The sequence below is a fragment of the Neoakkermansia glycaniphila genome (assembly GCF_001683795.1).
GTDB lineage: Bacteria > Verrucomicrobiota > Verrucomicrobiia > Verrucomicrobiales > Akkermansiaceae > Akkermansia > Akkermansia glycaniphila.
Genome location: NZ_LIGX01000026.1, coordinates 1 through 23346, shown reverse-complemented (window position 1 = coordinate 23346; position 23346 = coordinate 1). Strand labels below are relative to the sequence as shown.

Here is a 23346-nt window from a genome sequence, read left to right as displayed (position 1 = left end):
ATGGCCCACCTTCTCCCCCAGCAGTTCGACGTCCTCGTCATCGGCGGCGGACACGCAGGCATTGAAGCCGCCCTTGCCGCATCCCGCCTCGGATGCAGCGTCGCCCTCCTTACGCAGAACCTCGACACCATCGGCCAAATGTCCTGCAACCCGGCCATCGGCGGATTGGCCAAAGGACACATCGTCCGGGAAATCGATGCCCTCGGCGGCGCCATGGCCCTGAACACCGATGCCACCGCCATCCAGTTCCGCATGCTCAATGCCTCCAAAGGCCCCAGCGTACGCGCACCCCGCGCCCAGTGCGACAAAGTCGCCTACCGCGCCCGGATGAAAAACGTCATCGAAAACGACCCGAACATCCGCCTCTATCAGGGCGACATCAGCGACATCCTCGTCGACAAGCAAGGCCGGGTCACCGGAGCCCTCACCACATGGGGCCTCGAATACCGCACCCGCAGCATTGTCCTCTGCTCCGGCACCTTCATGCGCGGCCTCCTTCACGTCGGCATGGAACATATACCCGGCGGCCGCCTCGGTTGCGCCCCCTCCTCCCTGTCGGACACTCTGCGCCGCCTCGGCATCCGCCTCGAACGTTTTAAAACCGGCACCTCGCCCCGCGTCAACAGGCACACCATCGACTTCAGCGCGTGCGAACGGCAGGACGGCGACACCCCGCCGCCCCTCTTCAGCAACCGCTCCCTCACCGAACTCCGCCGCGACACCGAACCGCACTGCACCCTCAACACCTTTGCCGATCCCGGCTTCAACCTCGTACAGGATCCCTGCTGGATCACCTACACCAACCGGCGCACCCACGACATCATACGGGAAAACCTCCATTACAGCCCCCTCTACGGAGGCATCATCGAGGGAATCGGCCCGCGCTACTGCCCCTCCATCGAAGACAAAATCGTCCGCTTTGCCGAAAAACAGCAGCACCAGATCTTCCTCGAACCCGAAGGCCGCAGCACGCAGGAATACTACCTGAACGGCGTCTCCACCTCCCTGCCCTACCACGTTCAGTGCGAAATCGTCCGCAGCATTCCCGGCCTTGAAAACGCTCAACTCATCCGGCCCGGCTATGCCGTCGAATACGACTATGCACCGCCCACTCAGCTCCACCCAACCCTCGAAACCAAACAGGTGGAAAACCTCTACTTCGCCGGACAGATCAACGGCACATCCGGTTACGAAGAAGCCGCCGCACAAGGCCTCATTGCCGGAACCAACGCCGCTCTGAAAACTCAGGGCCGCGCCCCCCTCGTCCTTCGCCGCGACCAGGCCTACATCGGCGTCATGATCGACGACCTCATCACCCGGGGCACCGACGAACCCTACCGCATGTTCACCAGCCGCGCCGAAATGCGCATCCTCCTCCGGCAGGACAATGCCGACCTGCGCCTCACTCCCATCGCAGCCGAACTGGGCCTCGTCTCCCGTGAACAGGGAGAAAACGTGAGGAAAAAACAGGAAGCCATCGACTCCGGTATCCGTGAAGCTTCCGGCCTCCGCCACGAAGGCGTGTCACTCGACCTCTGGCTGCGCCGCCCGGGCAATAGCTGGACACAGCTTCCCGATGAACTTCTTCAAAAGTTCCACGTGGAACACTGGGAATACATCGCTACGGAAATCGCCTACTCCGGCCATATCGACAGGCAAACGAAGCAAGCCGAAAAAATCGTTCGCCTTGAACATAAAACCATTCCGGAGAACATCGACTACAAAACCATTCACGGCCTCAAAACCGAAGCCGTACAGCGACTGGAAAAAATACGTCCCGCTACCATCGGCCAGGCCAGCCGCATCCCCGGCATGACTCCGGCAGATATCTCCATCCTCCTCGTCTGGCTCCAAAAGCGAAAACACGCTTAAAACGGACAAAACGGCTCTTTGCTGCTACCCCCCCGGCAAACGGAAAATCCGTCTTGGCACCGCTGTTCCCACACTCGGAGCCGTCACTTCGGTTTGTCTTTATACGCGGCTGGGCAAAACTACTCTTCCTTCTTAAGAAAGCTTCATCTTTCATCCCGGACCCATCAATCAAAACAGGCTTCGGGTACACTGTTCAATTCCCGCTTCTGGATCGTACTTTCCCGCGCAGAATCATATCTTCGCCGCAGGAAATCCACGTCCGATCCATCAAAACGAGCTCATGAGGCAAAAAGGCATCGCCCGGAAACGCCTGCACCGGGCCTCCCCCAATCCACGGTGTATGTACGCAAACCAGCTCGTCCACCAGCTCTTCTTCCAGAAAACGCCTTAGTAGACTACCCCCGCATTCCAAAAGAACAATACTCGTATTATATTGATTATAAATTACTTCTAAAACATTTTTACTCAATGAAGAGATATTCTCCATCACAATCGTACGGTCTGCATGTTCGTCCGTAAAGCCCCTGCTTCCCTCAGGCAAAGAATCCTTCTCACGCGTCAATACGACCCGCCACGGCTGCTCCTTCCATGCCGGCGGTTGCCGCAACGGATTCCGGATCGTCAATGCCGGATCGTCGCATCGCACCGTCTCACCACCCACAAGCACCGCATCGCATTCCGCACGCAACTGGTGGGCATACCGCAAGGACTCCTCTCCGCTCAACCAGCGTTCATTCTTCCGCGTCAGGCGGCCATCCACCGTCATCGCCACCTTGGCGATCACCCATGGCCTTCCTTCCTTCACTCCCATGGCAAACCCGCGAATCATCTCCCGGCACTCTTCTTCCAGCACGCCGCTTGCCACTTCGATTCCTTCAGCCCGCAAAATACCGTCCGCCCTGCCCCGGTGCCGAATATCGGGATCGGAAGCTCCGTAAACCACCCGCTTCATCCCTGCTTCAATAATCGCATCGGTACAAGGCGGAGTCCTGCCGAACGAGCTGCATGGCTCCAAAGTCACGTAGATCGTCGAATCGCTCAGAAAGGCCCCGTAACCGCGTTCGCGTGCATCGGCAAGAGCCATACGCTCCGCATGCGGTTCTCCGGCCTTGTGATGGTACCCCAGCCCCAAAACGAGGCCATCTCGGACAATGACTGCTCCCACGGGAGGATTGGGACTCGTCACGCCAAGTCCAAGCCGTGCCTGCTCGAGAGCTGTACGCATCCAATCGGCATCCTGATCGGGTGAAACCATGGGGCAAGCATACCACTCGGTTGCCTCGGAGCCAAGACCCGAACGGTGCTTATTTAAGAGTATAGATATATTGTATATAAAAATTCCGTCTTCTTCTATTGTGTAAATAATGTGAATATGTGATGGTTTTATTTAAAATTGAGTGACATGCAAGTAAAATAAAATGTGAATAACTAGTGAAACAAACATAGGAAAAGGCGAAATAAAACATATTCAAACTCCATTCACAATAAATTCACAACATATCCACAACGCGGTGTTAATAAGATATAAAAGGTATTTATCATCAGAAAAGAATGCAGGAAGAAAGACAAAATGCAAAAAAAGAGTCGCAACACTATCGTAATATGCTATTCTAGGAAATGAACCAAAAAAAGAATTAAGCCCATGACTATCACCCTAATGCCACCACTCGTATCGGACCTTTGCGCTCCCATCAGCGGATTCATGCGGCCCCTGTCCGATTGCCGCGTTGCCAACATGACCTTGCGCGAATGGGTCACATCCCGTCTTGAGCTGGCGGGATTCGTCGTCATCAACCCCGAAGAGGCGAACAACCAATGCGTTCGTATCCCGATCGATCACATACCCGAGTATTCGACCCTCTACCTGCTTGCCCATGCCGTCGGGCCCAAGGCCCTGAAAACGCCCAAGGGTGAAATACTTGCATGGGTCAATACGCTGGATCCGATGAACTGCCCGAATTGCATCGTCACCGAAGCTCCGGCCCAGCATATCCGCTACCTGTGGGACATGCTGGACCTCAATGCCGAAATCCTTCGGAACATGCCGCAAACACCCGTTCGCGGCAGCATCAGCCACCTTGCTGCAGTGGATGGCCGCCTTCATTTGGGAGAAGGCTCAGTCATTCACCACGGCACTGTGATCGAAGGAGACGTCATCATCGGTAAAAACTGCAAGATCGGCCCGAACGCCTACATCCGCGGAGCCACATCCGTTGGCGACAACTGCGTGATCGGCCACGCCGTCGAAGTCAAAAACAGCATCATCTACGACAACACGCACATTGCTCACCTCAGCTATGTGGGAGATTCCATCGTAGGATCGCATGTCAATGTCGGTGCAGGATGCATCTTCTCGAACTACCGGCACGACGGACTGAACAACCAGATGATGGTCAATGGCGAACTGATCGACACCAAACATGACAAACTCGGAGCCATGGTCGGCGACGGCGTCAAACTCGGAGCGAACAGCGTGATTTGCCCCGGCCGTAAAATCGGACGAGGCCGGATGACCGATCCCGGCACGATCATCCGGCATGATATGGCTTGATCGCAGACGCACTGCTGCTTGACCAAATTCGGCTGGCTTGGATAGAGCCTGCAACTTCTTCCTGCCGAACGATTGACAGGATACGGATAGGCCTTTGTCGGGATATGGTGTATTCCATCATTATGTTCGAATATCGCCATACCTGCGGACTTGCCCGATACGGCAAAGAACGATACATTGCAGAAACGCGGTACATGAATGATCCTGTTCGCCGTGTGCATATGCCTTCTGCATGCACTGCCTGCGGCGCTGGCGATTTTCCGATACACCAATACATCCGATATGCCTCTCCGGATGCAGGAATGCTTTGAAAGGCTATTCAATTTCCCGTTTGGATCAATTATTCGTTTCCGTGCAGATAACGGGTACGCTTGCATTGAAAATAAGACCAGAGCATAAAACCGTCTGCACTCCTTTTTTCTCAATAATACTGTAAAACATTGTTTATTATATGGTTAATTTGCTTAATACAGACGGTAAATGATGTAATTCATGTCCGTTTAATACGGCTGGAAAAACACTTCGAATACAGGGAAACATGCTTCGAAAAGGCTGGAAACGTGCACTTTTGGTCTTACTGTAAGAAAAGCCGCCTGAAATTGACAGAACAGCTCGAATTCACTACTTTTAAATTGAAATTCTTCTGTCAACATGAACAAGCCCCTTACAATTATTCTTCTCGCAAGCTGCATATCTCTTTCGTATGGTAGCCAAAGTGACAATCTGCACTCCTTTTCGGCGGCAACGCAAATTGAGGAATTGACGGAATGGTCGCACAGTACAGTAACAAATCTGGGTTCCGGCCTTTGGAATGGAAACGGTTTTTCTTTCAATCTGCAACAATCCGAATGGCTGGCTCCTCCCGTCAGTACACCGAATGCAGGAACTGCCCTGGCCGATCAGGTATTCCTGAATTCGATCACCGTGAAAACACGAAGCACTGGCCAGGCTGCTGTGACAAACTGCTATGCTTATCTTTGCTCCATATCGGGAAGCAACATGGCGGTCATCAATATGTCGGATGTATTCAACATCCCCGCTACCAACAACACGACATTCACATTCAATTTCTCCCGGCCTTCCATCGTTGACAGCAATACGACGTATGGCATTCTGTTCTCGCAAAACGGTTCTTTTGCTTCGGGAAGCAGCATCACGCTGGGAGACGGGGTGCGTGTTGGCATGGCTCGTACGAATACGCTGAATACGACCTCCTCCGCAGGACAATTATTCAATTCCATTTCTATTGCACCAGCGGAAAATTATTCTCCTTATGTAAGTATCAATACATCGCAAATACCTGAGCCTGCATCGGCAATTCTTATGGTTCTGGGCGGTCTCGGCTTTTCGGTGCGCCGTCGCAGAATTTGATCGGGTACAGCCGGAGAATGGATAAAAAGGTATTTCGTTGCGTGGCGAAATACCGTTTTTTTGTTCAATATGGGAGGCGGATAGTGTTGCGCCTTGTCGGATCATCAAAACGATGAAAAAAGGACCAGAACATGAGTCTGTCTTCCCCCCGGTTTCCGCAAGAATATGATATAATACAATTTTTTCATACAAAATCAATGTGTTATGATAAATAAAAATGTCTTTCAAAACTTGATTTATGGCTGTTTGCATGTGACGGGAATATGCTGCGGATGCGCTGAAATGCGAATCCGACATCTGGAAAATGTACAACTCTGGTCTTATTGCAGAACAATCCGGCCGAGATTGACAGATTGAGCTGCATTGACTAATTTGGTTGGCGGTAACCCCCCTTTGAAGTACCATGCACAAAACCATTACAATTACACTTCTTGCAAGTTGCATGTCTCTTGCATATGGCAATCAGAACAACAGTTTGCAACCTTTTTCGTCAGCAACGCAAGTTGAGGAATTGACGCAATGGACGAGTGCTACGAAGGCGCTGGGTTCCGCAAATTGGAGTGGCGCAGGTTTCTCCTTCAATCTGCAACAGTCTGCATGGCTGGCGACTCCCACCAGCACACCGAATGCAGGAATGTCTTTGGCTGACCGGGTCTTTCTGAATTCGATCTCAATAAAGACGCGCAGCTCAAGTCAAGGCGCGGTGGCAAACTGCTATGCCTATCTTTGCACCATGTCGGGAAGCTCCATGACGGTGGTCAATATGTCGGATGTATTCAATGTTCCCGCTACAAACAATACGACATTCACGTTCAACTTCTCGCAACCTTCCATCATCGACAGCAATACGACGTATGCCATTCTGTTCTCGCAAAACAATTCTTTTGCTCCGAACAGCACCATGACATTGAGTGATGCCAAGGCTATTGGTATGGCGCGTACCAATACACAGAACACGGGCGCTTCGGCGGGCCAGCTGTTCAGTGGCACTTCGCTGACGCCGACAGGCGAAAACTACTCTCCTTATGTAAGTATCAATACATCGCAAATACCCGAACCAGCATCGGCAATGCTTATGGTTCTGGGCGGCCTCGGTTTTTCGATGCGCCGCCGCAGGGTGTGAAAGGATCAAGTGAACAATTGATCGAACGGCTTTTCGTTATATGGCGAAAAGCCGTTTTTGCATCATGTGTTCCGTGTTTGAAAACCGAAAATGGTATGGGAAAATCGTGGAGTTGCCCTTGTTGTACTGGTACGGATTGGCAGGCCGACGAAATACGTGCAGATCAAAAAAGGAAGCCCCGCAGCATACGGGGCTTCCTTTGCATGTGCCGGTGATATGCGGCAGGGGGATTTAGAAGCTGTAGCCTGCCCCGACACGGACGGTCTGCAGCACGGCATCCTTGCGGACCTCCAGCGTATAGCCGGCGTAGGTGCGCCAGTTCTCGTCGATTTGCAGTCCGGTCGCGTAATCGAGGATTCCGGCGTGGCGGCCGACATCGACTCCGCGGGTCTTCCATCCCTGCACCGTATTGGGCATGGATACGGTGCCGCTCGGATCGTGGCGGTACACATCGGGCGCATAGCTTAGGGAAAGGCTGTTATCCCACATCATCCCCTTCCCGACGCTATCGCTCCGGGAAATCGACACACCGATGGGCAGGGAAAGGTTTTCCAGCCTACCCTTGCCGAAATGGCGGGGATTCTCACCGGATTCGGTGAAAGAGTCCGAAGCCGCGGCGGTGTACTCCAGCCCGATGAAGGGGCTTGCCGTCCACGTCTTGTTCAGGGCGATATCCCATGCGAGGCGGCCGTCGAGCTGCCATGCCGCATTGTCCCACTTGCCCGTGCTGCTGCGCTCAAGCAAAGTATCGTACATGCGGATGGAGTTGGACGTATTGCCGTAGGCGGCGGAGAGGTTGTACCTCAGCGTGCCGCGCTTCTGCAGGTCGATCAGCCCTGCGCCGTACACGGCGCCCATCAGGCTGTTCTGCCTGTTGTTGGCGAAGTAGGAGCGGCTCGTATTCCTGCCCGAAACCTGCCCGAAGGCTGCGCCGAGCACATGATTGGAAGTCAGCTTGAAGTCGCCGCCGAGGGCATAGCCTCCGCCCTGGTAATCATAGCCGTCTGCCTGTCCGGCGGAACGCTGCATGCCGAAATCGCCGAGGCCGGAAAACCAGACATTGGATTTCCGTTCGGAAAGCAGCCGCTGGCTGCCGGATTGGTCGCGCACGGTGCCGGAAAGGGCCTGCGCATTGCTGGCGGTACTCCACAGAGAGTTGTAGACGGCACCGCCGCGGAACTCGTCCCACGGCAGGAAGACCCGCTCAGCCGTCCACTGACCTATCAGCGCATCGCCTTCCCAGCCCACAGTCCATACACCCTTGTAGCCGTGCTCGGGAAGCTCGGCGGCAGTATCGGAGAAATCGGTGCCGTTACGCGACCCCTGTACGTCATGTGCCAGTTCGACCTTGAGATCTTTGGACATGGTATCGGTCGCGGTATAGAGCTTGCCTCCGGCATCCTTGAGGGTGAGCGTACCGCCCAGAACGATAGCCGAAGCATCGAAACGCGTTGCCTTGCCATTCGGTCCCGTCAGGATGGAGCCGACATCGATACCGACGCCGTTCGCCAGGGAAAGCGTGCCGCTGTCCGCACGCAGAGAGGCGCCGGAGCGCAAAACGAAGCTGGCATTGCCATTCACGTTCCATTCACCCGCATGTACGGTAGAGTCTTCGCGCACATCGAGGAGGGCATTCCCGGAAAGATTCAGATGATCGGCCTTGAACAAAGCCTTCTCTTCGATCAGGAGCGTACCGTTACCCACAGCCGCTTCCTTGAGGCGGAAGGTGCGGGATGCCTGCACGCGGGCGGCGAACGCTTCGTCCGATTCGTCGGCAAGGCGTTCGAGCTGTGCAGAGCTGCTCCCCGAGAAGACGATGGTGCCCGTGCTGCCTTCCAGCGTATTGGCGGCAAGATGGGCATCCGCTGCAGCAATGCCTTCGTGGAAGGCAATGGTACGCCCACTGGTGGCTTGAAGCTCCAGCGAGGCAGGCAGGATGTTGCCGTCGGCGTCTGCCTTGTCGTTCAGGCCGATCGAGCGCATAATGTCGCCAGCCGCCGTTGAGACACGGTTGCCGGAGAACGTGATATCGCCATTGCCGGTTGAGAGGAAGAGCCTGCCGCCTTCCATGGTCACCGCGCCGCCTGCGTTGGCATAGGTGTCGCCGGTATTGTCGAGGGAGTTTCCGACGAAGAGGGTATTGCCGTTGCCGGTGAGGCTGACGTCGCCGCCAGCGGTCACAATCGCCCCGCCGCTGTTGTTTTCGAAGGCAACGGTGCCGTTATTCGACAGGGTGACACCGTCCTCGGCATAGATGGCGCCGCCGATGGCTGCCGTATTGCCGGTGAAGAGGACGGAGCCCGTGTTGCCCGACAGAGTGGCATGGTTGAGGGCGCAGATGGCACCGCCGGATTTGTCTGCCTTGTTTCCGGAGAAGAAGACGGAACCGTTATTATTCGACAAGGTGGCATTACCCTCGGCGTAGATAGCGCCACCGCTGCCGATGGTCACCGAATTTCCGGTGAAGAAAATGGAGCCGGTATTGTCCGACAAAGTGGCATCGCTGTAGGTGCAGATGGCGCCTCCGTGGCCATTGGTTACCATATTGTCGGAGAAGGAGACGCCGCCGTTGTTCGACAGGGTGACATAGAGGTCGGAGAAGATGGCTCCGCCACGACCTCTGCCCACCACATTACCTGAGAAAGAAACGGAGCCGTTACCCGACAGAGTAACATCGTTTCTGGTGTAGATGGCTCCTCCATGACCATTAACCGCTATATTGTTGGAAAAGGAGACGCTCCCGATATTGTTCGACAGGGTGACCTTGCCGAAGGTGAAAATGGCACCACCAGTACCGCTAGCCGCCGAATTTCCGGAGAATGCGACGAATCCATTGTCTGATAGGGTGACATTTCCAGAGGAGAAGATGGCACCGCCGAGGCCGGAGGTTGACAAATTTCCGGCGAAGGAGACGGCGCCGTTGCCCGACAGGGTGATCGGGCCTGCCTTGGCATAGATGGCGCCTCCGTCGCTGCGTGTCTTGTTGTTTTCGAAGGAAACGACCCCGGTGTTATTGGAAAGAGTGGCGGTGCTCTCGGTGCAGATGGCGCCTCCATGACCTTTACCTGCCGAATTTCCGAAGAAGAGGACGTTCCCTGTATTGTTCGACAGGGTAACACCGCTATCGGCGAAAATTGCACCGCCACTGGCGTTGTCTGCCGAATTGTTGGAGAAAGAAACGGATCCGTTATCCGACAGGTTGACAGCCCCCTTGGTGAAGATGGTACCTCCAAGGCCATTAACCGCAGAATTTCCGGAGAAAGAGACGGCACCGTTGCCGGACAGGGTGATTTTGCCGGTGTTGGCGTAGATGGCTCCACCATTGGTGCGCACCTTATTATTTTCGAAGGAAACGACCCCGGCGTTGTTGGAAAGCGTGACGTGGCCCTCAGTGTTGATGGCGCCCCCGTTGCCGCTGCTGCTCAAGGCAGCCGAATTGCCGGAGAAGGTGACGGATCCGGCATTGTTCGACAGAGTAACGCCGCCCAAGCCGATGATGGCGCCGCCGCTGCTTCTGGCCGACGAGTTGTTTGTGAAGGCGATATTGCCGGTGTTATCGGACAGGGTGACTTGGCCGGTGGCGAAAATAGCTCCGCCTTTACCATTGCCGCTATTTTTTGAGGCCGAATTTCCGGAAAATATGATGGTGCCGGTGTTGTTCGACAGGGTGACTGCACCATTGGCGTAGATGGCACCGCCGCCGCCGATGGACGCCTCGTTGCCGGAGAAGGAGATGGCACCGTTACGCGACAGTGTGACTTGGTCATTGGAAAAGATGGCACCGCCATTGCCTTTGGCCGCCTTGTTGTTTTCAAAGGAAACTTTGCCAATGTTATCTGTCATGGTGATCTTACCTGCAGAGTAAATGGCGCCACCCAACCCTGCGGCAGATGTGTTGCCGGAGAATAAGACGGAGCCGTTACCAGTCAGTGTAACGTCGCCGGTGTCCGTGTAGATGGCGCTGCCGTTGTAGATCGACGAGTTGCCGGAGAAGGAGACGGAACCGTTATTCGACAGGGTAGCATTGCTTCCGGCAGAGATGGCGCCGCCGTTACCGACACCGTAGCCCGTGCTCTTGGGTGCCGCATTGCCGGAGAATGAAACGGCACCGTTGCCCGACAGAATGACGTTGCCTAAAGCATAGATGGCGCCCCCGCTGCCGTAGACCGCCGAGTTGTTTTCAAAAGAGACGATGCCGGTATTATTCGACAGGTTGACATCAGCGGCGGAGTATATGGCTCCTCCGTGGTCATTGGTTGTTGAGTTTCCTGAGAAAGAGACGGAACCGTTGCCAGCCAAAGTGATGTCGCCGGTGTTGGCGCAAATGGCACCTCCACCGTTGACTGCCTTATTGTTTCCGAAGAAAACGGTACCGTTGCCTGACAAAGTAGCGTCTGTGTCGACGAAGATGGCGCCGCCAGCGCTGTTCGCCGAGTTTCCAGAGAAGGTGATGGTACCGTTGTCCAATAAGGTGGTATCGCCGTAGACGCAGATAGCGCCACCGCAGATATTTGCTGAATTTCCTGAGAAAGAGACGGAGCCGTTATTCGACAGAGTGGCATTGCTGGAGGCGCAGATGGCTCCACCATTACCTCTAATCGTTGAGTTACCCGAGAAGGAGACAGCAGAGGTATTGCCCGACAAAGTGACCTGAGCGAGGGAGAAAACGGCACCGCCATTGTTGTACGACGAATTGGTAGAAAAAGAGACGGTGCCGTTGTTTGAGAAGGTTGCGTCACCTTCGCTGTAGATTGCTCCACCGACCGCTCGGTTCGCCGAGTTGTTTGTGAAAGAGACGGAACCGTTGTCCGACAGAATAATATTGTTGGTGTAGATGGCGCCGCCGGAGCCGCCTGCCGCGTAGTTTTTTTCGAAGGAGATAATACCGTTACCCAAGAGGATAGTATCGCCCTTGGTGCAGATGGCGCCGCCGAGATTGCCGCTCGACCAGTTTTTTTCAAAGGAGACGGAACCGTTGTTCGACAGAGTAATATTGTCGGCGTAAATAGCGCCGCTATAATATCCTGTTTGTCCTGAATAGGTAATTTCCCCCTTGTCTGTTTCGACGTGATCGGCGGCAGATGAAGGGAGGGTGAACAGTGCCGCCATGACGGCAGCCAAAAGAGGAAGGGGCAGTTTTAATTTCATAATCAATGATTTTATGGTAATCGGGATATTTCTGTTTATCCTGATTCCCCAGTATGTCCAATCAAACTGTTATTGTCAACAAATAATTATATTCTTTTATGAATCAGCGTTTTATACAAAAAACAAATTTTTTCATAAAAGAGAAAACTTTCATCCAGTATTCATCACCAATAAGATATGATGATGAAAAAATGTCGAATATCGATACGTGCGAGATGAAATGCTGCAAAAAATAGGCATTTATGCCACTTTTTCCCCTTACAGGTTTTGCGGGAGGCGGGTTTGGAAGCTTTTTTCACGGCGCGGGCCTTGCGCGGTTCTCCGGAGGCGGGAGCGGCGGACGGTGCGCCGGGTTGCGCGGCGGGCGTTTCCTTTTCCGGTGCGGCTGCGCTGCGGGAAGGCATGGCGGGGGGAAGCAGGAGGGTGGCCGCGCGCCGGGCGTCGTCGGCATATTGATTCCATGCCGTTTCGGCTTGTCCGGAAGTGGCGGACCGGGCTTCCATGGCTGCGACGTGGGCGGTGGTGAGGGCGCGGGTGAACAGGGAAATTTCGCCGTCTTCACGCGCCCGGTTGCCCGTGGAGGGTTGGGTGAACTGCTGCTGGAGCCTGGAGGCCATCAGAAGGGAGTTTTGCGCTCGGGACACATCGTTTGCCCTGCCCTGCCCTGCGGCGACGGCATAGGCCTTCAGAAGCCCGTAAAACGTATCGGCAGGAAGAGGGTTCGCAGCGGCGCGTCCGGAACCGGCCAGTTTGTCCCATTCCGCCAGTTTCTCCTTGTCGTAGGGGCGGTGGGCGGCAATCATGAGGCGCAGCGGCAAGGTGCGGATTTCCCACCGCCGGATCGCGGAGCCGGGGGCGGCGGAGTGCCTGTCTGCATAGGGTTGCAGCAGCAGTTTCCGCATGATGGCGTCCGCATCCGCATCCCGGTGGCGGCACCACATTGTTGTGGCGAGGTAGAGCATGGAGCGGAGGTAGCCGTCGCTCCGGTCGTACGTTCTTCCGTTTTTGCCGCCGGAGGCGTACTGTTCGTCCCGGGCCTTGAAGAGTTCGGCGGCGCGCAGGAATTCCGCCTGCGCTTCTTCCAGCCGGCCGTTACGGAAGAGGAGGTGGCCGAGCAAGTGATGGGAGACGGGGTGGCTGGGCGCGAGTTCGACGACTTTCCGTGCTGCGCCGAGGGCTGCCTCGGATGCCTGGGGTGCCGTTTCTTCGAGGAGGGCGCGGATGAAGCAGAAGGCGTGTTTGTCCGGGTGTTCCTTCAGCAGGGCATCGGCGGCTTGAATGGCCTCCGTCTGGCCGCTGCGGGGCAGCCCGAGATCGTCGTAGCCGTCTCGCACCAGCAGGATGTGGAAGAGCCTGGCCAAGGGGTCTCCCCGGAAGCGTTCGGCGAGCATTTTCGCCGAGGCTGTTGCCTCTGTCGCGCTGCCCCGCAGGAGGGCGGCCAGCACGGAGGCGTAGCCTTTTTCCCGGGGAAGCAGCCTGCCCTGCTCTTCCAGGATGCCGAGAGCAGCCAGCGAGGCATCCCGCTCGGCCTTGCGCGAAGGATCCTGCAAGGTGCTCATGGCGAGCCCCCAATGAGCCATGGCGCAGGCGCGGTCGTACCGGAGGACTTCCGAGAAATGGCGGTACGCTTCTTCATCCCAGTAGCAGACGAGGTCGTGCAGCCCTGCCAGCACTTCATCCTGAAGGGCGGCGTCCGGCGTGTCTACGACGAAGGAGAAGGAGGAGGGAGCCTCCCATGCGGGAGGAGCTTCCGTGCCCTGCTCCGCTGCATGGAGCGGGAGGGAGGCGAGCAGGAAGGCACAGGCGGTGCGGATGTTCACGGTGTCGGGTGGGGTGAGGCGATGGGGAACCGGGAAAGCGGGCTGCTGCAGCCTTTCCCGGTTCGGTTTGATGGGGATTGTCTGCCGCCCGTGCAAGTACGGGCGGCAGACCGGAGGATTACATCCTGTCGGGCATGTGGATGCCCAGCAGGGCCATGCCCTGCTTCAATACCCTGCTCGTGAGCTCGCACAGCGCGAGGCGCGAGGCGCGCACGGCTCCTTCCGAGCGCAGCACCGGGCAGGCTTCGTAGAAGGAGTGGAAGGCGCGGGCAAGGTCGAAGAGGTACCCGGCGAGTACGTTCGGGCGGCAGTCGTCCAGCACAGAGGGGACGATTTCGCCGAAGCGGACGAGCATGCGCGCCAGATGGATTTCAGCGTCTTCCGTGAGGGTGAGGGATTCCGGCAGCGCGGCGTCGCCTTCCACCTTGCGGAAGATGGAGCGCACGCGCACGTAGGAGTTCTGGAGGTAAGGGGCGGTATCGCCCTGCAGGGCGAGCATCTTGTCCCAGTCGAACACGTAGTCCGTCATGCGGTTCTGGGAAAGTTCAGCGAATTTGACGGCGCCGATGCCTACGGCGCGGGAGACGGCTTCACGCTCTTCGGCGGGCATGTCGGGGCTCTTTTCGTCGATCACCTTCCCTGCCCGTTCGATGGCTTCGTCCAATACGTCCTGAAGGGAGACGGTGTCGCCGGAGCGTGTCTTGAAGGGGCGGCGGTCCGAACCGAGGATGGAGCCGAAGGCGACGTGGCGGAAGTCGCCCGTGATGCCGCGCATGCGCTCGACGTCGAAGATTTGGCGGAAGTGCTGTGCCTGCGGTGCGCCGACCACGTACCAGATGGCATCTGCCTGCCACACCTTTGTGCGGAAGTCGAGCGTGGCGAGGTCGGTCGTGGCGTAGAGGAAGCCGCCGTCCGCCTTGCGCACGATGCACGGGATGGGTTTCCATTCGCCTTTTTCCTGCACGAGGAAGGGATCGTCCTGCGGCTTGAGGGTGCCATCCGAGAAGACGCAGATGGCGCCTTCGCTCTCGCGGGCGAGGCCGGAGGCGATCATCTCGTCCACGAGCGGAGCGAGGGCGTCGTTATAGGCGCTTTCTCCGAGCCAGTAGTCGAAGTGGATGTCGAGCTGGTCGTAAATTTTTTCGAGGCCGGATTTCGAGACGGCGACGCAGCGTTCCCAGATGGCGAGGTTTTCGGCGTCGCCGCTCTGGAGCTTCACCAGCTCGGCCTTGCAGACCGGAAGCAGTTCCGGCTTTTCCTTGCAGAGAGCGTTCACTTCCTTATAGACGCGCAGCAGCTCCTCAATGGGGTTGTCGGCCAGAGCCTGTTCGTTCAGGATGTTTTTCCATCCCCAGAGGATCATGCCGAACTGCGTGCCCCAGTCGCCGATATGGTTATCGGTGATCACATTGTGGCCCATGAAGCGGGCAATGCGGGCGAGGGCGTCGCCGATGATGGTGGAGCGGATGTGGCCGACGTGCATCGGTTTGGCGACGTTCGGCGCGGAGAAGTCGATGACGATGGTCTTCGGTTCGGCGGCAGCGGGTACGCCGAGGCGGTCGTCCTGCAGCATGGCGGAGGCGCAGGAGGCGAAGAACTCAGGCTTGAGGCGGAAATTGAGGAAGCCCGGCCCGGCGATCTCCATCGTGCAGATGGGCATGTCTCCCATGGCGTCGATGACTGCCTGCGCCAGTGCGCGGGGGTTCATGCGCGCCTGCTTGGCCAGCACCATGGCGGCATTGCACTGGTAATCGCCGAAGCGCAGATCCTGCGAGACGGCGACCGCAGGGGCGAACCCTTCGGGCAGGGCGTCGCCGAGAGCGGCTTTCAGGGCAGGGGCCAATTTTTCTTCAAGTCGTGCCGGGATTGTCATGACAGCGCTATATACCTTGCTCCGGCCTGCGGGTCAAGAGTGCAGTCTGTCCGCGCCTTCAAAACAGTGGAGAGGATGGCAGCTCTCGCCCGGACGGTGGAGCGGCCTGTGCGGAGCAGGGCGTTTGCGCGGCGCCGGTCAGAACGATGCACGCACGGCCGCCATGTACTGCCATCCGGTGAAGCCCTTGTCGCCCACGGCATCGCGCCCGCGCGAGTAGATATATTCCGTGCCGACCATCAGCTTCGTCTGATGGGGGCTGGCGGGGCAGAGGAAGAAGTTCATCCCGGCGTACACGCCGTGCAGGGCATCGCTGACAGGGGAGTAATCCGCATTCGTGCCGTAGTAACGGAGGTCGGAGCGAACGCCGTTTCGCCCGAACGAACACTGGTAGCGGAAGACGGCCTGTGTTCGTTCGCCGATGCGGTAAGTGGGAATGAAGGCGAGGCCGAATACGTTGTTGCCGCCTTCGGCTCTCTTTTTATCGAGGCCGATGGTGTTGAAGCCGGCCATGGCTTCGCTCATCAGCTCGAAGCGGCCGTCCGTATAAGTGTGTGTGAAGGCCAGCACGTCCACTGCACCCATACCCTGATAGCAGAATGGGGAAGGGGAGGCCACATCCGTGAACTCGTGGGTCCAGTCCAGATGGAATCGGTTGTTCGCATCCGCTGCATAGATGAGGGAAAGGGCGGTGAAGCAACCCGTCGAGGAATTGAAGACGGGTTCGATGCGCGACTGCCCGGAGCCGGGGCCGTCGTTGCCGTTCAGGTACACGCCCGTCTGCCAGCCGAAGCGTTCGGTAAAGGGTGCCGCCCCTCCCGACGATCGGCAGTTTTTCCACGGCTCCGCATTGTGCCGCCATTCGATGCCGTAATTCATATATGCGCTCAGCTGGTTCACCAGCGCGGAACGTTCGATCGTTTCGATGGCGGATGAGGAGAGCCTGTACTCGCCCGTGTAGCCGGGCTTGATCTTGCCTATATAAAGAGTGTCGCGGCTGCCGAGTTCCGACTTCAGGTAAAACTCGAAGAGCATCCAGTGTTGAGACGGTGCATCCCAGTTGTCGGATGTGTAACGGTAGCGCGTATTCACGCCGCCGATCTCCCAGTTGTTCACGAACGTGAATCTGTCGAACAGCTTGGCGGAGCATCCGAGGTACAGGCGGCGCCATTCCAGATTCCCCCGGCGGCTGTTTCCGTCGTTACAGCCGCGCACGCGTTGCCCGCCCCCGGCGGGGTCGAGATAGGCGCCCTGATACTGGGCGCAGAGTGTGACCCTGAAATCCTGAATCACGGGGTTCTCCAAATGGTCGCGTTTGGCATCGAACCAATGGAAATATTCCTTCACCTGCGAGCACAGGGCAGTGTTCCCATTCGCCGGAACGGATGCTTTCGAGATGGCCTGATTGCCGGCCCCGGCGGAGAGGGCGGGCAGGGAGGCTTCCCCGGCGAGGGCGGAGCCGATGAGAGGCAGTGCGGGGAGAAGGCGGCGGAGATGGGAGAGGTGCGTGCGTTGCATGGAACAGGTGAGAGGTCGTTCGTCGTGCGCGACCATACACCATCTGGCGGCGGCAGGGAAGGGAAAATCTGAAATGTTCCACGTGGAACACGGATTTGGCGTACCATAATGCGGAAATTGCGCCAAAACGGCTGAAAAAGCATCGAAAATGCGGATCAAATGATATGAGAATATGGGTATGTAAGTGATAAAAGGCGGTGAATTCGGGCAAATTCGGGTAAAAAATGGTGTTTATGCATCAAATGATTCGCAAAAGAGAAAATGAGTGGGTTCAAAGGGGGGGGGGAATGGCAGTGGGTGAGCGCAAGACGGGGAGCGTGGGAGAGTGTGACGTGTGGCGTATTCTGCCGTCCGGGTAAAAAGTTCCACGTGGAACAAAACGAGTCGCCCTCCCCCATCGCGCCAATGGCCGGGGAGGAATGTCGGTACGGTCTGCACCGCGTGCGCCGGAGTGCCGATGTGGTGGAGGCGGTGTGGCGCGGCGTGGTCTGGTGTGTATCGGCGAGAGGAGGAGTGGGGGTTCCTGTTCTCCTGCCCGGATTCTCCGCTTGTTCGGGGTGCGGTTTTCGCGTCTTTCTTTTGCCGTGCGGGTGCGCTTTTCGGTACGGACGGGCCTCGCCGGAAACGCTGCGCTGACTTTGAAAAGAATCGCTTTCCTTGCTTCCCGGTGGTATAGATGGGGTATCATAAAACCAGCCATGACGACACAAGGAAAAGTTTACCTGCTCGGCGCCGGTCCCGGCGATCCCTCCCTGATGACTCTGCGCGGCAAGGAGCTTGTCGAACGCGCCGACTGCCTCGTGTACGACGCTCTCGTCGCGCCCGAGATTCTGGCGTGGAGCAAGCCTTCCTGCGTGCGCGTGTATGTGGGCAAGCGCGCTTCCCGGCATGCGATGGCGCAGGAGGACATCAACAGATTACTCGTCGAGACATCGAAGCAATACGCATGCGTCGTCCGCCTCAAGGGCGGTGATCCCTACGTTTTCGGACGCGGCGGTGAAGAGGCCGATGTGCTCTCCGCGGAAAAGGTGCCCTTTGAAGTGGTGTCCGGCATCAGCTCCGCCATCGCGGGGCCGGGCTACGCGGGTATACCCGTGACGCACCGGGAATACTGCACGCAGTTCACCGTGTTCACCGGGCATGAGAATCCGGACAAGGGCGAAAGTACTCTGGATGTCGAAGGCATTGCCCGCGCACAGGGCACGAAGGTCATGCTGATGGGCATGAGCAGCCTCCGGGAAACGCTGGCCCGCCTCGTCGAGGCAGGGCAGAAGAAGAGCACGCCCGCCGCCGTGATCCAGTGGGCGACGACGGGTCGCCAGCGCAGCGTGACGGGTACGGTGGGCACTCTGGCCGACAAGGCGGAGAAAACCGGGCTGGGTGCGCCCGCCATCGTTGTGATCGGCGATGTGGTGAAGGAAGCCTCGAAGCTCGACTGGTACCAGAAGCTGCCCCTTTTCGGCAAGCGCATCGTCGTGACGCGCACGCGCGAGCAGATCGGCGGATTGAGCCGCCAGCTGCGCGAACTCGGCGCGGATGTGATCGAACTGCCGACCATCCGCATCACCGACCCCAGCGACCGGCAGGCCTTTGCCGAGAGCGTCGTCGATTGCCACACGTATGACTGGCTGATCTTTACCAGCCCGAACGGCGTGAAACGTTTCTTCGAGGCGTTCTTTGCCGTGTACAGCGATATCCGCTGCATCGGCGGCGCACGCATCGCTGCCATCGGCAAGGCGACGGAAGCCGCTCTCAAGGCGCATGGACTCGCTACCGACATCATGCCGAAAAAGGCCGTCGCGGAAGAACTCGTCAAGGAGTTTGCCCGGCAGAAGGAGCGTGTGCGCGGCATCGAGCATACGACGATGCTGTGGGTACACGGCGAGAAATCGCGCGAAGTCATCGCCCGCGAGCTTTCCGCCGCCGGGGCGATCGTGGACGAGTGCCTTGCCTACAACACGGTACCCGAGACCGAAGATACGACGGGTGCGCAGGCAAGGCTGCGCGAAGAAGGCGCGGATATCATCACCTTCACCAGTTCCAGCACGGTAGAGAATTTCCTGGCTCTCGGAATTCCTCTTCCCGATACATGCAAGATCGTCAGCATCGGCCCCATCACGACCGCGACTCTGCACGAGAACGGTCTCAAGCCTGCCGCCGAGGCGAAGGAACACGATATTCCCGGACTCGTGGCCGCCATCAGGAAACTCAAGTAATACGGAAGGAACAGTTTGTTCCGAACCATGCGGGCCGCTGCGGAAAATATCCCTGCGGCCCGTTTTGCATGGCGGCAGGCATGTATGCTATCGGTTAGCGGGCATGGTTCGGAAAACCTCGAAAAGACTTGCATTGTTGCCGCAAATACGGTATATACATCATCAGCTGCTGTGTTCGTGAATGGTTACATGGTCCGGACCGTTAATGAACATACAAGGGAGCCAAAGATTCGGGTTTAATGAACCGTCCCTTGAGGATACTTCAGAGAATGCGACGCGGCGCCCACTTACTGAGTACGGGAACGTGACTCAAAGCCATGACGGCACAGCGGTGTTTTTTTTGCGGTTCGTTGTTTGGAAGGAATGCTGCCTTTTCTTGAAAGAGACCGGTGTTTTCGTGCGTTGATGATGAATTCTGGTTCAGCATACGTATTTGCCCGGAGGATGGAAAAGCGCGGTGATGATGGTTCTGATCCCGGCCTGTGTTTGCGAAGCTGTACCGGATACGCGGAACGCTGAATAAATCGTCTGGTATCTGGGCGCGGTGTGGGATCAGGCGTTGCCCGTGCGGTCGGCAAGGGAATGGGAGGATCGTATTGCTGATTTTACCGCTTCGGCCAGGGAGCCGCTGCGTGTGCAGTTCTGCAAGGCAGGAGAGGCAGAAGGCAAATAATCCTCCTGCTGCGGCGGCGTGGGAGGGGCAAGGCAGGGGCTGCGCTTCCCGCTTTATTTGCCGGGTTCGGACGTGAAGCGGATATTGCCGAGCCGGATGAGGCGGACGAGCCTGTTCGCCTCGTTGATGGCGTCGAGTCCGGAGATGGAGAACTCTTTGTAGAGTACATCCTGTACGATGGGGGTGGAAACGACGCGCCCCATGCAGACGATGGCGATGCGGGCGCGGCCTTTTTCCATCGGTTGTGTGAGCCGCCGCATGATTTGCCCTCCGTCTTCGCTGAGCGTCACATTGACATGGCCCCAGCGCTGGTAATCCGCATGGGCCTCGGCCATGTGCGCGTTTGTGATGAGCAGGCCGCTTTTTTCCGCATGCTCCGGCGTTTCCACGACGAGAGGCTGGATGTGCTGATTGTCGTTTTCATCCGCGAAGACGTGGTTCATCACGCGATAGCCTTCCGGGATGGCGCGGGGTTTGCCCTGCGCGTCGCGATCGGCCAGCAGGGCCTCGTTGTCCGGATGGACGCGCAGCAGGGCGACGAGGGGGCTGTCGAGCAGGGCGGCCATGTAGGAGTCGGCCTTTCCGGCAGCATCGCGCCGCAACAGGATGCGAAGTCCGTCCCTGCCTTCCGGTTGCACGGCGATGTTGTCCTGGAGCCCGGCATCGCAGGAGAGGCGCAGCTTGACCCATTGGAGCGCATCCTCCTGCCGCGTGCCGTCGTCGGAATCGCCGCCCGTGGTTTTCAGCACGAAGGAGGAAGCCTGTTCGCCGGGCAACGGTTTCCCGTCCCATGTGAAAATGGCATCTTCATCCCGTATGGTGGTGAATACGGGTTCCTGCTCAATGGTGAACCGGAGGCTGTTCGCGTGGCGATTCTTCGGTGAATAGAGGCCGTGGAGCAGAGTCATTTCCCGGTTCAAAGAGGAGTCGGGCATATAGAGGAATCCCTCGGGGAGTAGGCGTGCTTTCGGAGCGGCCAGAACATAGTTGTTGAGGACGATGGCAAAACGATCTGTTTTCGCGTCCTGAATCAGCTTGTCCATTTTGGAGGCTCCGCCCGGAGTCAAATTGATGTAGAATCCGCGCCAGAAGAAACATGGCCCTGCATCCCGGACATCGGTTTCCGAGAGATAACGGCCGTGTTTTTTTGCCGTTTCCGGTGTTTCAACCAGAAAGTGCCGAGAACCGTTGCCGCTGATGAGGCGGTAGCCTTCGGGAATGTGCCGGATTTCCCTCGAATCGTTGCGGTCGGCCAGCAGAGCCTCGTTGTCCGGATGCAGGCGCAGCAATTCCAGCGAGGGAGGTTCCAGAAACATGCGGCACCATTGGCCCGCATGTTTCGCCATGCTGCCGGAAAACCGGATGCGGACAAGTTCCTTTTCAGGATATGCGATGCTGTACTTGTCGATGTGGGCATCGGGATGGGCCATGTGCAGGATGACGGTACGATAGTCACGAAGGAAGATGACGGCGCTGTGCAGGGCGGTATTGGGGTATTCATCCTTCATGAATCCCTCCATGATAGGGTCGGACGGAGCGGTCTTTTCCGCTTCAAGGAAGGCGGCGAGGCTGGACGGCTCGAATTTCAGGACGAATGTGGCGATTTGTCCGGAGGCATTGTCTTCCGGTTTCTGTTCCTGCTGTCGGGCTGTTTCCGTGGCGGCGTACGAGGAAAGCGGAAGAAACGGCAGAATGAGGCCGAGAAGGAGGGTAGAGGGTTTCATCTCGTGCAGGATAGAGGGGAAGTGCGGATGCGTCAAGCCGGAAACAGGGCTTCCAGCCGGCGAAGGATGGTAAACGGAGGCGGGATTATTCGGCGGTTGAAGTTGGTTGGGAATTTTTCTGATGATCGACCCGAACCAAATGAATGTTTTTGGACGAGAGCCATTGCGCCGTTTGTGCGGTTTGTTGGGGCGTGTTCAGCGCGAAGGAGAGTTCTTTGTCGGGGTTGCCGGGAAGGTTCGGCGTGGCGATGATCCGGTTATCCATGACGAAGGCCAGCCGGGTTACCGCGGGATTCATGAGATCCTTGTACTGTTGCAGCTTGAGCCGCCCGGCCGGGGTCAGGGTAATGAGGATGCGGGTTGGATCCTGTTGATCGACGCAGGCTTTTGCGATGTTGTGTCTGGTGATGATGAAATCTTCCGCATACGCATCGTGCATGGGCAGTCTGGGTTCCGTAAGCGGATCATATTCCGTGCGCGTATCATGGGGGAACGGGGAGTTGGGTACGATCCAGTTGATTTCGGGCTCATTGGGAAATAGACAGAGCTCGGGAAATGGGCAGAGTACGATGGGAGGAGGTGACCAGCAGCGATGAATGTGGCAGAGAGTGATGATCGTGATATTGTTCCCGTAAATATCCGGCTGAGTGGTGATTTTGAGGATTGGGCTCTCGTGAGAATGGAGTTGCCTGATGAATCGCCGTTCCGGTTCCATATCCGTTTGAACGATGATTTCCGAAGCAAGCTTGCCGTTCGGATTGGTTTGCAGCATGATTCGAGCATTGCCGGGCATGTTGCGCACGATACCGGTTGCGAGCAAAACATCATTGTCGGGATGGACGGGGAGTATCCGGAAGGGGCCGGGGTGGCAAAGATACGATTCCAGATTGTCGGCCTGTTGCATGGCTTCGCCGCGAAGCTGTACGCGCACGCCGTGCCCGCCTTCCGGGAGGATGGCGATGCTATCCGGTTGTGTTCCCGCCAGTGCGAGGCGCAGCCGAATCCATTCCATTATTGCCTTTTGGTCGGAGATGGGCTTGCCGTCGTTGTCCCATGCTTCGAGGATGAGCGAGAGGGGTTTTTCGCCGGGAGAGATGGAGGCCATCTGTGCAGGAACCGTACTTTTTCCTGAAGGGGCCGGGCAGGATTGTCCTGCGGGTGCGGATGGTTCGCCGAGGGTGATGGCCGGCCATAGCGCCGGCAGGAGGCAGAGAACGCGGGTAGAGGTACTCATGCCTCCAATATAGGTGAGGCATGAGGGATGTCAAGCCGCTGTTACGACCTCGGCAGGGCGGCGAAGGAGTCCGCCAGTTTTTTGACGGAGGATCGGCCTTTGACGGCGAGAGTGGGAGCGAAGACGGTGAGGCGGTATTCTTCGAGCATGAAGCCGTGGTCGATCCATTCGGGATCCTGCGCGTGGGCGGGCAGGGCGGCAAGGTAGGGGGCGGCAAGGGGGG

At 57.4% G+C, this 23346-nt stretch carries 13 protein-coding genes and 1 other RNA gene; 6 read left to right on the top strand and 8 right to left on the bottom strand.

Features of this window, described 5'->3' with window-relative positions; translation table 11 throughout:
* Positions 1 to 1872 (top strand): tRNA uridine-5-carboxymethylaminomethyl(34) synthesis enzyme MnmG, encoded by a 1872-nt coding sequence (gene mnmG, locus AC781_RS07625; protein WP_067776041.1) that lies wholly within the window; start codon positions 1 to 3, stop codon positions 1870 to 1872.
* 193 nt (positions 1873 to 2065) lie between these two features.
* On the opposite strand, the gene ribD is transcribed toward mnmG, so the two are convergent.
* Positions 2066 to 3127 carry a bifunctional diaminohydroxyphosphoribosylaminopyrimidine deaminase/5-amino-6-(5-phosphoribosylamino)uracil reductase RibD gene (gene ribD, locus AC781_RS07620; protein WP_067776039.1) on the bottom strand — a complete coding sequence of 354 codons (1062 nt, stop codon included), beginning with the start codon at positions 3125 to 3127 and terminating at the stop codon, positions 2066 to 2068.
* Between the two features lie 387 nt (positions 3128 to 3514).
* Between ribD and AC781_RS07615 the strand changes: the two genes are divergently transcribed.
* The 3 genes from AC781_RS07615 to AC781_RS13305 all read left to right on the top strand — a co-directional run bounded on the left by AC781_RS07615 (position 3515) and on the right by AC781_RS13305 (position 6917).
* On the top strand, positions 3515 to 4423 hold the full coding sequence (locus AC781_RS07615) for a DapH/DapD/GlmU-related protein (RefSeq protein ID WP_083076772.1): 909 nt from the start codon (positions 3515 to 3517) through the stop codon (positions 4421 to 4423).
* Between the two features lie 651 nt (positions 4424 to 5074).
* A complete protein-coding gene (locus AC781_RS13310) occupies positions 5075 to 5794 on the top strand; it encodes a PEP-CTERM sorting domain-containing protein (RefSeq protein ID WP_083076769.1) in 720 nt (239 codons plus the stop codon).
* Positions 5795 to 6197: 403 nt separating this feature from the next.
* A complete protein-coding gene (locus AC781_RS13305) occupies positions 6198 to 6917 on the top strand; it encodes a PEP-CTERM sorting domain-containing protein (protein ID WP_083076767.1) in 720 nt (239 codons plus the stop codon).
* 231 nt (positions 6918 to 7148) lie between these two features.
* Here AC781_RS13305 and AC781_RS07590 read toward each other — a convergent pair whose 3' ends face one another.
* The 4 genes from AC781_RS07590 to AC781_RS07575 form a co-directional block, all read right to left on the bottom strand.
* Positions 7149 to 12065, bottom strand: a complete 4917-nt coding sequence (locus AC781_RS07590; RefSeq protein ID WP_071133327.1) for an autotransporter domain-containing protein — start codon at positions 12063 to 12065, stop codon at positions 7149 to 7151.
* Positions 12066 to 12229: 164 nt separating this feature from the next.
* Entirely contained in the window at positions 12230 to 13885 is a 1656-nt protein-coding gene (locus AC781_RS07585; RefSeq protein ID WP_141675817.1) for a tetratricopeptide repeat protein, read from the bottom strand.
* Between the two features lie 118 nt (positions 13886 to 14003).
* Positions 14004 to 15758: an arginine--tRNA ligase gene (gene argS / locus AC781_RS07580; RefSeq protein WP_067776016.1), complete on the bottom strand. Its 1755-nt coding sequence runs from the start codon at positions 15756 to 15758 to the stop codon at positions 14004 to 14006.
* 138 nt (positions 15759 to 15896) lie between these two features.
* A complete protein-coding gene (locus AC781_RS07575; RefSeq protein WP_172801775.1) occupies positions 15897 to 17276 on the bottom strand; it encodes a porin in 1380 nt (459 codons plus the stop codon).
* A 698-nt stretch (positions 17277 to 17974) separates the two neighbouring features.
* Between AC781_RS07575 and cobA the strand changes: the two genes are divergently transcribed.
* Positions 17975 to 19492 (top strand): uroporphyrinogen-III C-methyltransferase, encoded by a 1518-nt coding sequence (gene cobA / locus AC781_RS07570; protein ID WP_067776010.1) that lies wholly within the window; start codon positions 17975 to 17977, stop codon positions 19490 to 19492.
* 160 nt (positions 19493 to 19652) lie between these two features.
* Positions 19653 to 19831: non-coding RNA, 6S RNA (ssrS, locus tag AC781_RS07565), on the top strand.
* A gap of 387 nt (positions 19832 to 20218) precedes the next feature.
* Here ssrS and AC781_RS07560 read toward each other — a convergent pair.
* From AC781_RS07560 to AC781_RS14040, 3 genes are all read right to left on the bottom strand, one after another.
* Positions 20219 to 21889: a SecDF P1 head subdomain-containing protein gene (locus AC781_RS07560; protein ID WP_067776007.1), complete on the bottom strand. Its 1671-nt coding sequence runs from the start codon at positions 21887 to 21889 to the stop codon at positions 20219 to 20221.
* A gap of 85 nt (positions 21890 to 21974) precedes the next feature.
* Complete coding sequence (locus tag AC781_RS07555) at positions 21975 to 23123, bottom strand: hypothetical protein (protein ID WP_067776004.1); 1149 nt, start codon at positions 23121 to 23123, stop codon at positions 21975 to 21977.
* A 41-nt stretch (positions 23124 to 23164) separates the two neighbouring features.
* Positions 23165 to 23346, bottom strand: a 182-nt coding sequence (locus AC781_RS14040) for a hypothetical protein (RefSeq protein ID WP_176712506.1), incomplete at its 5' end; no start/stop codon positions are given.

Excerpts from the sequence above, each read along its gene's own strand:
- mnmG (WP_067776041.1), top strand. The coding sequence starts at position 1 with ATGGCCCACCTTCTCCCCCAGCAGTTCGACGTCCTCGTCATCGGCGGC.
- ribD (WP_067776039.1), bottom strand. The coding sequence starts at position 3,127 with ATGGTTTCACCCGATCAGGATGCCGATTGGATGCGTACAGCTCTCGAG.
- AC781_RS07615 (WP_083076772.1), top strand. The coding sequence starts at position 3,515 with ATGACTATCACCCTAATGCCACCACTCGTATCGGACCTTTGCGCTCCC.
- AC781_RS13310 (WP_083076769.1), top strand. The coding sequence starts at position 5,075 with ATGAACAAGCCCCTTACAATTATTCTTCTCGCAAGCTGCATATCTCTT.
- AC781_RS13305 (WP_083076767.1), top strand. The coding sequence starts at position 6,198 with ATGCACAAAACCATTACAATTACACTTCTTGCAAGTTGCATGTCTCTT.
- AC781_RS07590 (WP_071133327.1), bottom strand. The coding sequence starts at position 12,065 with ATGAAATTAAAACTGCCCCTTCCTCTTTTGGCTGCCGTCATGGCGGCA.
- argS (WP_067776016.1), bottom strand. The coding sequence starts at position 15,758 with ATGACAATCCCGGCACGACTTGAAGAAAAATTGGCCCCTGCCCTGAAA.
- AC781_RS07575 (WP_172801775.1), bottom strand. The coding sequence starts at position 17,276 with ATGCAACGCACGCACCTCTCCCATCTCCGCCGCCTTCTCCCCGCACTG.
- cobA (WP_067776010.1), top strand. The coding sequence starts at position 17,975 with ATGACGACACAAGGAAAAGTTTACCTGCTCGGCGCCGGTCCCGGCGAT.
- AC781_RS07560 (WP_067776007.1), bottom strand. The coding sequence starts at position 21,889 with ATGAAACCCTCTACCCTCCTTCTCGGCCTCATTCTGCCGTTTCTTCCG.
- AC781_RS07555 (WP_067776004.1), bottom strand. The coding sequence starts at position 23,123 with ATGAGTACCTCTACCCGCGTTCTCTGCCTCCTGCCGGCGCTATGGCCG.